The organism is Nocardia sp. NPDC058058 (genome assembly GCF_042885355.1).
In the GTDB taxonomy this organism is placed as follows: domain Bacteria; phylum Actinomycetota; class Actinomycetes; order Mycobacteriales; family Mycobacteriaceae; genus Nocardia.
In genome coordinates this window covers 2,818,458-2,832,714 of sequence record NZ_JBHVSA010000001.1, presented here as the reverse complement: position 1 = coordinate 2,832,714, position 14,257 = coordinate 2,818,458, and the positions used below count along the sequence as shown (strand labels likewise).

Here is a 14,257-nt window from a genome sequence, read left to right as displayed (position 1 = left end):
GTGAACAACGCTCGAACAGTTCGAAAACCGGCCTCTGACCAGCCGATTTGTATATAACCCGGCAGGTGCTGCTAATCTTCTTCTCGGCCGGAAGCGGTCAGGGAGTTCCCACTGGGAGCAACCTGAAAGCCCAGGTCAATGGGGTATGGTGTAATTGGCAACACAGCTGATTCTGGTTCAGCCATTCTAGGTTCGAGTCCTGGTACCCCAGCTCCGAGAGCTTTTCGAAGCTTTCGAAATGCTGGAGATTCGGTGGTCCGGCCACCGAGAAATCGACAGCACTCCTGGTCCCGTCGTCTAGCGGCCTAGGACGCCGCCCTCTCAAGGCGGTAGCGCGGGTTCAAATCCCGTCGGGACTACAAAGTAAAGGCCCCCAGCCAATCGGCTGGGGGCCTTCGCTTTTCACATACGCCCTGCTCAATCCTGATCGGTGATCGTGCTGCCGCCCAACGGCATTGCGGGAAGTCCCAGTTTCCGGTGATCCCAGCTGCGTACTCGCTCGGGCACGATGCGAATCGCGATGCGCTTGTTCAGCATCTGCTCCACGAACGGCTTCATCTCTTCGCTGTACGGCCCGGTGTACCGCTCCCACACACTGATTCCCACCTGGAACAGCGCCGCGGGATCGTCATCGATGATCTCGGCGCGGCCCTCGATGGACACCCCGCGCAACTGGTCGTAGGTGTCCCCGGCCTCGAGCAGCACGGTCACCCGCGGATCGCGGCGCAGATTCACCGCCTTCTGCGATTTCGCCTTGGTCTCGAACCAGATTTCGCCGTTGATCAGGCCGTACCACATGGCGGTCAGGTGCGGGGTGCCCGCGGGACCGAGCGTGGCGAGGTTGGCGATTCGGCTGCGCCGCAGGAATTCCGCGATCTCCGGGTCGGACATCGTGATCTGAGCGCGTTGATTAACTCCCATCGGCCGACTGTAATTTACGGCGTATGAGGCGGGTCACACCGGACCGTCCGGTATCGGATGCGCTGATCGTCCCGCTGCGGCCCGAAAACGCCGACGCCCCCACCGGATTCCCGGCGGGGGCGTGAAAACGGCTGTGCGGGCCCGTCAGAGCCGTTTGTGCAAGGCGTCCGCCGCCGCCACGAGATCGGCGGCCCAGCGCGCGCCCGGCCGGCGGCCCATCCGATCGATCGGCCCGGAGACCGAGACGGCCGCGATCACCACGCCGGTCGCATCGCGCACCGGAGCGGACACGCTGGCCACCCCGGCCGCCCGCTCGGCCGCGCTCTGCGCCCAGCCGCGCCGCCGCACCTCGGCCAGCGCGCGCTCGCCGAATACCGCCTCGGGCAGCACCGTGCGCTGCAGATCCGGATCAGCCCAGGCCAGCAGGACTTTCGCCGCGGAACCGGCGGTCATCGGCATGCGCGCGCCCACCGGAACGGTGTCGCGCAGCCCGGACGCGGGCTCCATCGAGGCCACGCAGACGCGCGCGTTGCCGTCCCGCCGGTACAGCTGCACGCTCTCGCCGGTGATCTCGCGCAGGCGCGGCAGGATGGTGGCGGCGGCGTCCAGCAGCGGATCGCTCGCGGTGGTAGCCAGCTCCGAGAGGGCGGGCCCCGGGCGCCACAGGCCCTGGCTGTCGCGGGCCAGCATGCGATGTGTCTCCAGGCCCACGGCCAGGCGATGCGCGGTGGCGCGGGGCAGGCCGGTGCGGGTGCACAACTCATTGAGGCCGCAGGGTTGCTCGGCTACGGCGTGCAGGACCGCCATGGCTTTGTCCAGAACACCGATACCGCTATGCTGTCTCATAGAACGATATTAGCGTCTCGCATACTGGGAAACGCAAACCGCGTCGCCCAGGCCCCGGAGCCATTCGGCCCGGGTGGTCGGGCGCTCCCCGCGTCAACAGCCCCGGCACGGGAATGTCTATCGAGAGGTGATGGAGATATGGCCGAGCGGCCACGCACTCTGGCGGAGAAGGTCTGGGACCAGCACGTCGTCGTCCAAGGCGAAGGTGAAGGCGCGCATCGCGAACCCGACCTCATCTACATCGATCTGCACCTGGTGCACGAGGTCACCAGCCCGCAGGCGTTCGACGGCCTGCGCGCGGCCGGTCGCCCGGTGCGCCGCCCGGATCTCACCATCGCCACCGAGGACCACAACGTCCCGACGATCGATATCGACCAGCCGATCGCCGATCCGGTCTCCCGGCTGCAGGTCGACACCCTGCGCAAGAACTGCGAGGAATTCGGTGTTCGCCTGCACCCCATGGGCGATCTCGATCAGGGCATCGTGCACGTTGTCGGTCCGCAGCTGGGTCTGACCCAGCCGGGCACCACCGTCGTCTGCGGTGATTCGCACACCTCCACGCACGGTGCTTTCGGCGCGCTCGCAATGGGTATCGGCACCAGCGAGGTGGAACATGTTCTGGCAACGCAGACTTTGTCGCTGCGCCCGTTCCAGACCATGGCCATCAATATCGACGGCACGCTGCCCGACGGGGTGACTTCCAAGGATGTGATTCTGGCGGTCATCGCGCAGATCGGCACCGGCGGCGGTCAGGGCTATGTGCTCGAGTACCGCGGCGAGGCCGTGCGCTCGATGTCCATGGAAGCCCGGATGACCATGTGCAACATGTCCATCGAGGCCGGTGCGCGCGCGGGCATGGTGGCCCCGGACGAGATCACCTACGAGTTCCTCAAGGGCCGTCCGCATGCCCCCGAGGGCGCGGATTGGGATGCCGCCGTCGCCGCCTGGGACGCGCTGAAGACCGATGAGGGCGCGGTTTTCGATGCCGAGGTGCATATCGACGCGAGTGCGCTGACCCCGTTCGTCACCTGGGGTACCAACCCGGGACAGGGTCTGCCGCTGGGGGAATCGGTGCCGGACCCGGAGCAGATCGTCGACGAGAACGAGCGTCAGGCCGCCGAAAAGGCGTTGCAGTACATGGACCTGACGCCGGGCACCCCGCTGCGCGAGTTGACCGTGGATACCGTTTTCGTGGGCTCCTGCACGAATGGCCGCATCGAGGATTTGCGTGCGGTGGCCGATGTTTTGAAGGGCCGCAAGATCGCCGAGAGCGTGCGCATGTTGATCGTTCCCGGTTCCATGCGGGTGCGCGCGCAGGCCGAATCCGAAGGGCTGGGCGAGATTTTCACCGCGGCGGGCGCGGAATGGCGGCAGGCGGGCTGCTCGATGTGCCTGGGAATGAACCCCGATCAGCTTTCGCCCGGTCAGCGCTGTGCCTCCACCTCGAACCGGAACTTCGAAGGGCGACAGGGCAAGGGCGGTCGCACCCACCTGGTGTCGCCGCTGGTCGCGGCCGCCACCGCGGTGCGCGGAACCCTGTCCTCACCGGCGGATCTCAACTGATTTCGGCTTTACCGGCCCGTAATCCGCTGCCCTCACAGACATCAGGAGAAACACGATGGAAGCCTTCAAGGTCCACAAGGGGATCGGTGTTCCGTTCCGCCGATCCAACGTCGACACCGACCAGATCATCCCGGCCGTCTACCTGAAGCGCGTTACCCGAACGGGTTTCGAGGACGGACTCTTCGCGGCATGGCGAACGGATCCGAACTTCATTCTGAACGCCGAGCCCTACAACCGCGGCAGTGTGCTGGTCGCCGGTCCGGATTTCGGCACCGGTTCCTCACGCGAGCACGCGGTTTGGGCGCTGAAAGACTACGGGTTCCGCGTGGTGATCTCGTCCCGCTTCGCGGACATCTTCCGCGGAAACGCCGGTAAGGACGGGCTTCTGACCGCTCGGATGGCGCAGAGCGATGTGGAATTGCTCTGGAAACTGCTCGAGGAACAGCCCGGTTTGGAATTGGCGACGGACCTCGAGGCGCGCACCGTGACGGCCGGAACGGTCGTGTTGCCGTTCGATATTGACGACTACACGCGGTGGCGACTGCTGGAAGGTTTGGACGACATCGGCCTCACTCTGCGGCACAGCGACCAGATCGGTCAGTTCGAAAACGCAAGGCCGACATGGAAACCCACCACCATTCCGGCGCGTATTTCGCAGACGTAATCATTGGGGGGCGTTAGCTGAACGCCCCCAAACGAGGTAGCTGGTCGTGTGCCATCTCTCATCAAAATGGGTGTGGCAGATAGACTCTTGCTCAAAGAAGGTTTACCGTGGTACCTAGTCGGTCCGACGACGGGCCATTAGTCTGCGGAGGATTCAATGAACAAGGCGGAACTGATCGATGTTCTGACCGAGAAGTTGGGTACTGACAGGCGCACCGCTACTGCTGCAGTTGAGCAGATGGTAGATACGATCGTGCGTGCTGTGAACAAAGGTCAGAGCGTCACCATCACGGGATTCGGTGTGTTCGAACAGCGTAAGCGCGCAGCGCGCGTTGCTCGTAACCCGCGCACCGGCGAAACCGTCAAGGTGAAGCCGACTTCGGTGCCTGCCTTCCGTCCCGGCGCTCAGTTCAAGGCGATCATCGCCGGCAAGCAGAAGATCACCGCGAGCGGCCCGGCCGTGAAACGTGGTGTGGCTGCTCCGGTGTCGGGCAAGCCGGCCGGTGCGAAGAAGGCCGCTGCCAAGAAGACCGCCAAGAAGGCCGCCACCAAGGCACCGGCCAAGACCACGGCGAAGAAGGCGGCCACCAAGGCTCCGGCCAAGAAGGCCACCGCCAAGAAGACGGCCACCAAGGCTGCTGCCAAGAAGACGGTCACCAAGGCCACCGCCAAGAAGGCGCCGGCCAAGAAGACCGCCGTCAAGGCCACCGCCGCCAAGAAGGCCACCGCCGCCAAGAAGGCTCCGGCCAAGAAGGCGCCGGCCAAGAAGACCGCGGCGAAGCGCACCGCCCGCCGCTGATAGCTCGAACAGCCCGTCGCTGACGGGTTTTCGGCAAGGCACAACATGTGAGACGGCCCGGCATCGCCGGGCCGTTTCGCACGTTCGGGGGTAGTTGTTCGCGGGCATTCGGCCCGTCAGAGGCCGGAAATGGTTCGGCCGCCGGGTAATTGCCGCAAATCTCTAGTGCGAAATATCCCGGCGGCTCGAAATGCCCTAGCGCTGAATGTCGGTCGGTTTCAATGCGCGATCGAGATGATCGGCGGCGACCAGGCGGCCCTGCTGCACCGAGAGCACCCAGACGCTGCCCTTGCGATTACGGGCGGGCGGCAGGGTCACGCCGTCCTTGTCCGCCCACCACTCCAGCAGATCCGGAATCACCTTGCCCTGACTGCAGATCACCGGAATCTCCCGCTCGGCCGCCAGATCCCGAATGCGCTTGCGCGCGGTGTCGGGGGCGGCGGCATAACCGGTTTCGGACAGCTGCGGCTCCAGTTCGATGTCCAGGCCCAGGTTTTCGGCGAGCGGGGTCACGGTTTGGACACAGCGCACCGGTGGGGCGGAATGGATTTCGGTGGGGCCGAACGCCAGCAGATTCGGCACCAGCTCGCGAGCCTGTGCGCGCCCGGCCTTTTCGAGCGGGCGTTCGTCGTCATCGCCGGAGAACCGGTCCCGGCGGCCCGCCTTGGCATGGCGCACCAGCAGCATGGTGGCCGTATCCGGCGGCAGCCGAAGGAAATTGCGCACGATGTGGCGATCCATGGGATAGGACAGCGCGTCCATCAGCCCGTCGATCCGATGCCACTGGAGCACATCGACTTCCGCGTTCGATTCGAAATCGCCGTCGAGAATCTGTGCGGCCCAGTAGTCCACGCGCTTGAGCTTGCGATGCCCGGTCACCGGATAGGTGACGTGCCCGAGGTAGCGGCCGAGCCGGGAGCGGATCCCGGTCTCCTCGGCCACTTCTCGCACCGTCGTCATCACCAGGCTCTCGCCCGGATCCACCTTGCCCTTGGGCAGCGACCAGTCGTCGTACTTGGGCCGGTGGACGAGGGCGATCTCGATGCCCCCGTCGGGCGCGTAACGCCACAGCACGGCCCCCGCGGCCGGAATGTTGGCTTTCACCCGGGGATCCGGGAAATCGGCGGCGGGGGAGTAGTCCGGTGGAGTCACGGGCGATCCGGACGCCGCAGTCGCATGAGGTAGTCCTGATGGTCGCGAATCTCTTCGCCGTCGACATCGGGATCGGGCTGGGCCACCCAGCTGCCGTCGGGCCGCAGCACCCAGCAGCGGGTGGTGGGGTAGAGCGCGGAGTCGAAGACCTCGCCCAACTGCTGTGCCAGCTTCGGATCCTTCACCTGCGCCAGCACTTCCACGCGCCGGTCCAGATTGCGATGCATCATGTCGGCGCTGCCGATCCAGTACTGATCCTGGGCGGCGAAGTGCAGGATGCGCGAATGCTCCAGGTAGCGGCCGAGAATCGAGCGCACCTCGATGTTCTCGCTCATCCCGGGCACGCCCGGGCGCAGCCCGCAGATGCCGCGCACCACGACCTGTACCGGAACGCCCGCCTGCGACGCCCGATACAGCGCGTCGATGATCTGCTCGTCGACCAGGGCGTTGGCCTTCAAGCGGATTCGCGCCGGTTCACCCTGCGCGGCCAGTTCCACCTCGCGCTCGATGCGCTCGATAATCCCTTGCCGCACACCGATGGGCGCGACGAGCAGGTTGCGGTAACTCGACTTTCGGGAGTATCCGGTCAGCGAGTTGAACAGATCCGTCAGATCCGCGCCGATTTCCGGTGCGGCAGTGAGCAAGCCGACGTCCTCGTACAACCGCGCGGTCTTCGGATTGTAATTACCGGTGCCGATATGGCAGTAGCGCCGGATGGTCGCGCCCTCGCGACGCACCACCAGGCAGGTCTTGCAGTGCGTCTTGAGACCGACCAGGCCGTAGACCACGTGCACGCCCGCCTGTTCCAGTGCGCGAGCCCATTTGATGTTGGCCTGCTCGTCGAAGCGGGCCTTGATCTCGACCAGCGCCACCACCTGCTTGCCGGCCTCGGCGGCGTCGATGAGCGCGTTCACGATCGGGGAGTCACCCGAGGTGCGGTACAGCGTCTGCTTGATCGCCAGCACCTGCGGATCGGCCGCGGCCTGTTCGATGAAGCGCTGCACGCTGGTGGAGAAGGAGTCGTACGGGTGGTGCACCAGCACATCGCCCTCGCGCAGCGCCGCGAAAACGTTTCGGGGCGTTTCCCGTTCGCCGAAGGCGGGCGGGGTGGCTGGCACGTACGGGGCGTCCTTGAGATTGGGGCGGTCCACGCCGTACACCTGCCACAGGCAGGACAGGTCGAGCAGGCCGGGCACCTGGATGACATCGCCGGGATCGACATCCAGTTCGCGCAGCAGCAGATCCAGCATGTGCTCGGTCATATCGTCCGAGACCTCGAGCCGCACCGGCGATCCGAAGCGGCGGCGCGCGAGTTCGCGCTCGAGGGCCTGTAGCAGGTCCTCGTCGCGATCCTCCTCGACCTCTAGGTCGGCGTTGCGGGTGATGCGGAACGAATGGTGTTCCACCACTTCCATTCCCGGGAAAAGCTGATCCAGGTGCGCGGCGATCAGTTCTTCCATCGGCAGGAACGGGGCCAGTCCGGTGCCTTGCGCCGCACCGGATTCGCGCGGCGAACGGCGCACGCGGACGAAGCGGTCCACATTGTCCGGCACCTTGACGCGCGCGAAGTGCTCGCCGCCGGTGACCGAATCCTTCACCGTGACAGCCAGATTCAGGCTCAGGCCGCTGATGTACGGGAACGGGTGCGCCGGATCGACGGCCAGCGGGGTCAGCACCGGGAAGACCTGATCCTGGAAATACCCGGACAGCCGCTGCCGTTCACCGTCGTCGAGATCGGCCCAGCGGGTGATGGCGATGTTCTCCGCGGTCAGGGCGGGCAGCACCTGATCGAGGAATACCCGGGCATGGCGGGCCGCCAGATCCTGGGTGCGGGCCGCGATCATCTCCAGCTGTTCGGTGGGGGACAGCCCATCGGCGGACCGCACCGACAGACCCGTCTCCGCGCGGCGTTTGAGTCCGGCGACGCGCACCATATAGAACTCGTCGAGATTGGACGCGAAGATCGCGAGGAATTTCGCGCGCTCCAGCAGGGGCTGCGAGGTGTCCTCGGCGAGCGCGAGCACGCGCGCGTTGAAGTCGAGCCAGCTGAGTTCTCGGTTCAGGTACCGATCCTGTGGCAAACGTGCCGCTGCCGTGGCAGTGGGCGGTGGGGTGGCCGCGGGCGGGGCCGCGGGTAGTAGCGGCGGTTGCTTGACGGTATCCGTATCGCTCACTCTCACGATCATTCCTTATGTCGTGTGCGGGGTGCCGTTCTGACACCGTCCATTGCAGCGCAGATCACGCCCGGTCAGCACAGTGAGGAACCGGTTCGCTGTACTTGTTCGACTCCCCGACACGCCTGCGACACGCCGATTTCACTGAGGAGCGTGTCCGTGGCCGCGCCGACGCCGAGCGCGGCGGCGCGATCCAGATCCGCCGCGGTGTCCACGTCCTGCCGTAATCCGGGCCAGTCACCGAGCAATTCGACCGCGCCCGCGGCGATATGCCTGCGGGCCGAATCCGGGCCGAAGAGCGGATCCAGGGCCGTGCCCGGATCCCGTACCAGCAGTGCCACGGTGCCGCTGCCGTCATGGTCAGCAACCACCGAGCGTCGATGTTTCGCCGCGCTCAACATGTCGGCCAGTTCGCGCGGCCGCAACGCGGGCAGATCAGCCTGTAGCGCAAGCAGATCGACCGGGCCGTGCGCATTGCGGATCGCCGCCGCCCCGGCCGCCAGCGCGGCATTGAGCCCACCCGGAATCGCCGGTTCGGGCTGTACGCGCGCACCGAGCCCGCGCACCAATTCACTCACCACCGGATCCGGCGTCACCACCGTCACCGATCCGACGCCCGCCGTATTCACCGCCGCGGTCACGGTGTCGGTCAGCATCGCCAGCACCAATCTGGGCCGATCACGCGGCAGCAGCCGATCCGCGAGCCGACTCTTGGCCAGCTCGAGATTCTTCACCGCGATCACGGCGTGCACGGTCGACCGCATGCCCGAATCCTCCCACTCCAAAGTGACGACCATGTGAGCGCCCGCCCACGCTCCTCGATAACCCGTAGTACCCGCTCTCGCTTCCCTGCGCCCGGAGTACCCGGTTTGCGATGCTCGGCGCGGTGGATTTCGGGCGCGCTTATATTGGGCAGATGGCTAGGGCAGCGGTGTTGGGGGCGGGGTCGTGGGGGACCGCGTTCGCGAAGGTGTTGGCGGAGGCGGGAACCGACGTCACGATGTGGGCGCGACGGCCCGAGGTGGCCAAGGTGCTCGGTAGCGAGCATCGCAATCCCTGGTATCTGCCCGAGGTGACACTGCCGCCGATCGCCGCCACCGATGATCATCGGATCGCGTTGGCGGGAGCCGACATCGTGGTGCTGGCCGTGCCATCGCAATCGCTGCGCGCCAATCTCGCCGAATGGCAGCCGGATATTCCGGCGGACGCCACGCTGCTGAGTCTGGCCAAGGGCATCGAGACCGGCACGCTGCTGCGCATGAGTCAGGTCATCGCCGAAGTCAGCGGTGCGGATCCGAGCCGGGTCGCGGTGCTGTCCGGGCCGAACCTGGCGCGCGAGATCGCCGATCGGCAGCCCGCCGCGACCGTGGTCGCCTGCACCGATACCGCGCGGGCCGAGGCGGTGCAGCACGCCAGCGCCACCGGATACTTCCGGCCGTACACCAATCACGATGTGATCGGCTGCGAGATCGGCGGCGCGTGCAAGAACGTGATCGCGCTGGCCTGCGGTATCGCCTCCGGAATGGGGTTGGGCGACAACTCGATTGCCAGCCTCATCACGCGTGGGCTCGCCGAGATCATCCGGCTGGGTGTGGCGGTCGGCGCGGAACCGGTGACGCTCGCCGGACTCGCCGGGGTCGGCGATCTGGTCGCCACCTGCACCTCACCGCTCTCGCGCAACCGCTCCTTCGGACATGTGCTCGGCGCGGGCGGCACCATGGAGGCCGCGCAGCAGGCCACTCATGGCCAGGTCGCCGAGGGTGTGAAGTCCTGCACATCGGTGCGGGCGCTGGCCGCGGCGCACGGGGTGGAGATGCCGCTGACCAATGCCATGCATCAGGTCTGCCACGAGGGGCTGCCCACCGCCGATGCCGTCGGACAACTGCTGGGGCGTCGCCTCAAATCCGAGTGATCGCGATGCGGCATGGCGTGATTGCGACGCGACCTGGGGCTACCGCGTAACCGCGCTGCCATCACCGCCGGATATGGTTCCGGGCATGACCAACAGGATCCGGGTGGCGGTGGTGTTCGGCGGGCGCAGCAACGAGCATGGCGTCTCGTGTGTGTCGGCCCGTACGGTCTTGGGCAGCCTCGATCCCGAACGGTACGAGGCGGTTCCGATCGGCATCACCCGGGACGGCACCTGGGTGCTCAATGCCGCGGACTCGCACGCGCTCACCGCGGACGCGAGCCGGGAACTGCCGTCGGTGGATTCGATCGGCACCGAGCTGACCCTGGCCGCCGATCCCAGTCGCGCGGGCGGACTGGTTCCGCTCGACAGCGCGGACGCGGCGATCGGCAGCGTGGATGTGGTATTCCCGGTGCTGCACGGGCCATTCGGTGAGGACGGCACGCTCCAGGGCCTGCTCGAACTCGCCGGGGTGCCGTATGTGGGGCCGGGCGTACTGGCCAGCGCCGCCGGTATGGACAAGGAATTCACCAAGAAACTCCTTGCGGCGGAAGGTCTTCCGATCGGCGTTCAGGTGGTGCTGCGGGCGGGCACCGCGACGCTGTCCGAGACCGATCGCGATCGGCTCGGCCTGCCGGTGTTCGTCAAGCCCGCGCGCGGCGGCTCCTCCATCGGCATCACCAAGGTCGACGCCTGGAATGAGCTCGACGCCGCCATCGCCGTTGCGCGCCGGCATGATCCGAAGGTGATCATCGAGGCCGGGATCATCGGCCGCGAAGTCGAGTGCGGCGTACTGGAATTCCCGGACGGCCGGGTGGAAGCCAGTGTGGTGGCGGAGATTCGGATGCCGGAGGAAACCCCCGAAGGCCCCGAGTTCTACGACTTCGACACCAAATACCTCGACGACGTGTGCGAATTCGATGTCCCCGCCAAGCTGGACGACGATGTGTCGCAACAGATTCGGGAACTCGCCGTACAGGCGTTCCGGGCGCTGGACTGCCAGGGACTGGCTCGCGTCGACTTCTTCGTCACCGCGAACGGCCCGGTCATCAACGAGATCAACACCATGCCCGGGTTCACCGCCATCTCCATGTACCCGCGCATGTGGGAGGCCACCGGCATCGACCGCGGCGAACTGGTGACCACGCTGGTGGAAACCGCGCTGGCCCGGGGCACCGGCCTGCGCTGACCCCCCAACCGGTGGAGCTGCCGTCAGACCTGAGGTCGATGGCAGCCGCCGGGGCGCCGCGTAACCTGGATGGCGTGCTCATGGCTATGACCATCCCCGGCCTGGCGATCCTGATAATCGTGGTCGCCTTCGCGGAGGTCGGCTACCGCAAGGTGACCGGCCGCACCGGGCTCCCGTGGATGCGCGGCGGCGAAGACGAGAATCGCAGTGCCGCCGCCATCGGCTTCGAACAATTCGGCTCGGTCTTCGAATCCGGCAAGAAGCATGAATTCGAACAGCGCCAATCGGTCCTGATGCACCGGGAGAATCCGGGCGACGGCACCGACGGCCTGAAAATCGACCTCACCACCGGCAAAGCCCGACTGCCCAAGCTCTGACCTAGTTCGGCAGCGGTCCCGGATCCAGCGCCTGCTGCGGCATCGCCTTGCTGACGGCATCCGAAATCTCTTGCAGCGGAGTCGGTCCCGCATTGTCGGGCATGGTCAGCGCGATGTACGTGCCGCGATCCACCGCCCAGTACGTGCCCGAGGCGGCACCGCTGGTCTGATCGCGCACATCGAACCAGTTGACGCCGTTCACCACCTGCAACGGTGAGGCGCGATTGAACTCCAGCGGCCGATCCAGGCCGCAGCGCAGCACGATGGCGTCCCCGCCGTCGGACAGCTGCCACGCCTTCGCGCCCACCGGTGCGGGCTGCACCAGTTCGGAATTGGTGTAGTCGCCGAGCTTCTCGGGCAGCGCGGGCAGCAGCGCCGAGCACAGCGGCCCGGCCGCGGCGGGAGCCTGCACCGCACCCAGCACCAGCGGCTCGCGCGCGGGATGCCGATTGGCCAGCACACCCATCACCAGCACGCCCGCCACGAGCGCGATGGGCAGCGCCACGGCGGTCGCGATCAGCGCGGGTGAGCGGCGTTCGGCCGGTTCGTCATCGGATTCGCCGGTGCCCGTGGACTTCTCCGCGCCCGCGGCGGCCGCCTGTGCGCCGCTGCCCGCCGAGTTCGCGGGCTCGGTGGTCGTGCCGGACTTCGACTCCTCGGCGGCCGCCCGCGTATCGGCGGCAGCGCTGTCACTCGCGTCTGCGGCGGGCTTGGCGATATCTACCGTGCCGGGTTCGGTGGCGTCGCTGCCGTGGGTGTCGGTGCTCATCCGGTTGTCGGTCCCCGATCGTGCCGGGCCGGGCACAGCGCGTCCCGGCTGGTGGTCGTCGATTGCGTGTCCGAGGGTACCGTTTCCAGGTCGAGCGTCCGCAGCCCACTCATTGCCGAGGAGACCGTCATCACCGCCAGCAGCAGTCAGCGTCGTGGCTCCCGTGTGAAATTTCCGGGGTACGCGGCCGATGCGCGGACGGTGCGCGAGGTGGGGGAGTTCGGGGTGATCGCCCGGATCAACGCGGGGCGCAAACAGGGCCCGGGGGTGCTGCTCGGACCCGGCGATGACGCCGCGGTGGTGGCCGCGCCCGATGGCAGGTTCGTGGTGACAACGGACATGCTGGTGCAAGACCGACATTTCCGGCTCGACTGGTCCAGTGGGCATGACATCGGGCGCAAGGCGATCGCGCAGAACGCGGCCGACGTCGTGGCGATGGGAGCCACGCCGAGCGCGTTCGTGGTGTCCTTCGGCTGTCCGCCCGAGACCCCCATCGATTTCGTCACCGATCTCGCCGACGGCATGTGGGCCGAGGCCGAACGGGCCGGGGCCTCCATCGCGGGCGGCGATGTGGTGAGCGCCCCGCTGCTGGTGATCTCGGTGACCGCGTTCGGCGATCCGGACGGACGCGAGCCGATCCTGAAATCCGGTGCGCGGCCGGGCGATATCGTCGCGGTGGCCGGGCTGCTGGGTTGGTCGGGCGCGGGTTTCGCGCTGCTGCACGGTGGCGTCGAGCCCGAGCACTTCCGCTGCGTCGACACCTCACGTTTCGCCGATGTCATTGCCGTGCACAAGGTTCCGCAGCCACCGTACGACGAGGTGCTGACGCTGCCGGATATGGTGCGGATCACCGCCCTCACCGATGTCTCGGACGGCCTGCTCGCGGATGTGGGTCATATCGCCGAATCCTCCGGTGTGGCTGTCGATCTCGATTCCGTGGCGTTGCGCGATCCGGTGCTGGAGGTGATCGCCGACGCGATCGACGCGAACGCCCTCGACTGGGTGCTGACCGGCGGCGAGGATCACGCCTTCGCCGCGACTTTCGCTGATGCCGTTGATCTTCCCGCAGGTTGGGTGCGTATCGGCCGCGTCATCGAGGGCTCCGGTGTGACGGTCGACGGCATCGCCCGAAACGGACCCGCCGGTTGGGAATCCTTCGCATAGGTGGGCGGTCTTCCCTCCCGAAACTCGTCACGATAAGTTCTCCCGACATGGGCAATAAACCGCTGTCGGAGGTCGTCGATTCAGGGTGGGCCGAGGCCCTGGAACCGGTGGCCGACCGCATTGCCGAGATGGGCGAATTCCTCCGTACCGAAAACACCGCGGGCCGTGGCTATCTCCCCAAGGGGGAGAATGTGCTGCGCGCTTTCCAGCGGCCGTTCGACAAGGTCCGGGTTCTCATCGTCGGCCAGGATCCGTACCCCACTCCCGGCCATGCCATGGGGCTGAGTTTCTCGGTGGAACCGGATGTGAAACCGGTGCCGCGCAGCCTCGCCAATATCTTCTCCGAGCTCACCAAGGATCTCGAACTGCCGATGCCGTCGAACGGTGATCTGTCGCCGTGGTCGGATCAGGGTGTGCTCATGTTGAACCGAGTTCTCACCGTGCAGCCGGGCCAGGCGGCCTCGCATCGCGGTAAAGGCTGGGAAGCGGTGACGGAGCAGGCAATTCGCGCGCTCGTGGCCCGTGATCAGCCGCTCGTCGCCATTCTGTGGGGTAAGGACGCCTCCACGTTGAAGCCGATGCTGGGGTCCACGCCGTACATCGAATCCGCCCATCCCTCACCGTTGTCCGCCTCGCGCGGATTCTTCGGATCGCGCCCGTTCTCCCGAACCAATGAATTGCTGGGTACATTGGGTGCCGCGCCGGTGGACTGGCGTCTGCCCTAGAGCGCG

General features: G+C 66.7%; 14 protein-coding genes and 2 tRNA genes. 10 read left to right on the top strand and 6 right to left on the bottom strand.

The genetic code is table 11. From position 1 onward, the window contains the following. The first annotated feature begins 139 nt into the window (after nt 1-139). Both ACFVUS_RS13220 and ACFVUS_RS13215 read left to right on the top strand, forming a co-directional pair. A tRNA-Gln gene (locus tag ACFVUS_RS13220) sits at nt 140-211 on the top strand. Nucleotides 212-286: 75 nt separating this feature from the next. After that, nucleotides 287-359: transfer RNA gene (locus ACFVUS_RS13215), tRNA-Glu, on the top strand. A gap of 58 nt (nt 360-417) precedes the next feature. Here ACFVUS_RS13215 and ACFVUS_RS13210 read toward each other — a convergent pair. Together ACFVUS_RS13210 and ACFVUS_RS13205 are read right to left on the bottom strand one after the other, a co-directional pair. Further along, nucleotides 418-921: a PPOX class F420-dependent oxidoreductase gene (locus tag ACFVUS_RS13210; protein ID WP_364630368.1), complete on the bottom strand. Its 504-nt coding sequence runs from the start codon at nt 919-921 to the stop codon at nt 418-420. 144 nt (nt 922-1,065) lie between these two features. Then, on the bottom strand, nt 1,066-1,767 hold the full coding sequence (locus tag ACFVUS_RS13205; RefSeq protein ID WP_364630371.1) for an IclR family transcriptional regulator: 702 nt from the start codon (nt 1,765-1,767) through the stop codon (nt 1,066-1,068). 138 nt (nt 1,768-1,905) lie between these two features. Here ACFVUS_RS13205 and leuC point away from each other — a divergent pair, with 138 nt between their 5' ends. The 3 genes from leuC to ACFVUS_RS13190 all read left to right on the top strand — a co-directional run bounded on the left by leuC (nt 1,906) and on the right by ACFVUS_RS13190 (nt 4,792). Then, nucleotides 1,906-3,330: a 3-isopropylmalate dehydratase large subunit gene (leuC, locus tag ACFVUS_RS13200; RefSeq protein WP_387764637.1), complete on the top strand. Its 1,425-nt coding sequence runs from the start codon at nt 1,906-1,908 to the stop codon at nt 3,328-3,330. 55 nt (nt 3,331-3,385) lie between these two features. Next, the gene (leuD, locus tag ACFVUS_RS13195) at nt 3,386-3,994 is read left to right on the top strand and encodes a 3-isopropylmalate dehydratase small subunit (protein ID WP_153807886.1); all 609 of its coding nucleotides are present in this window, start codon (nt 3,386-3,388) and stop codon (nt 3,992-3,994) included. Between the two features lie 156 nt (nt 3,995-4,150). Beyond that, nucleotides 4,151-4,792, top strand: coding sequence for an HU family DNA-binding protein (locus ACFVUS_RS13190; protein WP_364630377.1), 642 nt, complete (start codon nt 4,151-4,153; stop codon nt 4,790-4,792). A gap of 195 nt (nt 4,793-4,987) precedes the next feature. Here ACFVUS_RS13190 and ACFVUS_RS13185 read toward each other — a convergent pair whose 3' ends face one another. The 3 genes from ACFVUS_RS13185 to cofC all read right to left on the bottom strand — a co-directional run bounded on the left by ACFVUS_RS13185 (nt 4,988) and on the right by cofC (nt 8,882). After that, nucleotides 4,988-5,944 (bottom strand): NUDIX domain-containing protein, encoded by a 957-nt coding sequence (locus ACFVUS_RS13185; RefSeq protein WP_387764634.1) that lies wholly within the window; start codon nt 5,942-5,944, stop codon nt 4,988-4,990. Then, nucleotides 5,941-8,130 carry an RNA degradosome polyphosphate kinase gene (locus ACFVUS_RS13180; protein ID WP_387764632.1) on the bottom strand — a complete coding sequence of 730 codons (2,190 nt, stop codon included), beginning with the start codon at nt 8,128-8,130 and terminating at the stop codon, nt 5,941-5,943. Before ACFVUS_RS13180 ends, ACFVUS_RS13185 begins: the two co-directional genes overlap by 4 nt. Nucleotides 8,131-8,192: 62 nt before the next feature. Beyond that, nucleotides 8,193-8,882, bottom strand: a complete 690-nt coding sequence (cofC, locus tag ACFVUS_RS13175; protein WP_387764630.1) for a 2-phospho-L-lactate guanylyltransferase — start codon at nt 8,880-8,882, stop codon at nt 8,193-8,195. 152 nt (nt 8,883-9,034) lie between these two features. Here cofC and ACFVUS_RS13170 point away from each other — a divergent pair, with 152 nt between their 5' ends. The 3 genes from ACFVUS_RS13170 (at nt 9,035) to ACFVUS_RS13160 (ending at nt 11,593) form a co-directional block, all read left to right on the top strand. Continuing rightward, complete coding sequence (locus tag ACFVUS_RS13170) at nt 9,035-10,030, top strand: NAD(P)H-dependent glycerol-3-phosphate dehydrogenase (RefSeq protein WP_387764628.1); 996 nt, start codon at nt 9,035-9,037, stop codon at nt 10,028-10,030. An 85-nt stretch (nt 10,031-10,115) separates the two neighbouring features. Next, entirely contained in the window at nt 10,116-11,216 is a 1,101-nt protein-coding gene (locus ACFVUS_RS13165) for a D-alanine--D-alanine ligase family protein (protein ID WP_387764626.1), read from the top strand. A gap of 80 nt (nt 11,217-11,296) precedes the next feature. Beyond that, nucleotides 11,297-11,593 carry a DUF6191 domain-containing protein gene (locus ACFVUS_RS13160; RefSeq protein WP_387764624.1) on the top strand — a complete coding sequence of 99 codons (297 nt, stop codon included), beginning with the start codon at nt 11,297-11,299 and terminating at the stop codon, nt 11,591-11,593. A 1-nt stretch (nt 11,594) separates the two neighbouring features. Here the strand turns inward: ACFVUS_RS13160 and ACFVUS_RS13155 are convergent, their stop codons facing one another. Further along, nucleotides 11,595-12,362, bottom strand: coding sequence for a DUF3515 domain-containing protein (locus ACFVUS_RS13155; RefSeq protein ID WP_387764622.1), 768 nt, complete (start codon nt 12,360-12,362; stop codon nt 11,595-11,597). 201 nt (nt 12,363-12,563) lie between these two features. Between ACFVUS_RS13155 and ACFVUS_RS13150 the strand changes: the two genes are divergently transcribed. Both ACFVUS_RS13150 and ACFVUS_RS13145 read left to right on the top strand, forming a co-directional pair. Next, on the top strand, nt 12,564-13,526 hold the full coding sequence (locus tag ACFVUS_RS13150; protein WP_387765559.1) for a thiamine-phosphate kinase: 963 nt from the start codon (nt 12,564-12,566) through the stop codon (nt 13,524-13,526). A gap of 47 nt (nt 13,527-13,573) precedes the next feature. After that, complete coding sequence (locus tag ACFVUS_RS13145) at nt 13,574-14,251, top strand: uracil-DNA glycosylase (RefSeq protein ID WP_387764620.1); 678 nt, start codon at nt 13,574-13,576, stop codon at nt 14,249-14,251. Nucleotides 14,252-14,257: the final 6 nt, after the last annotated feature.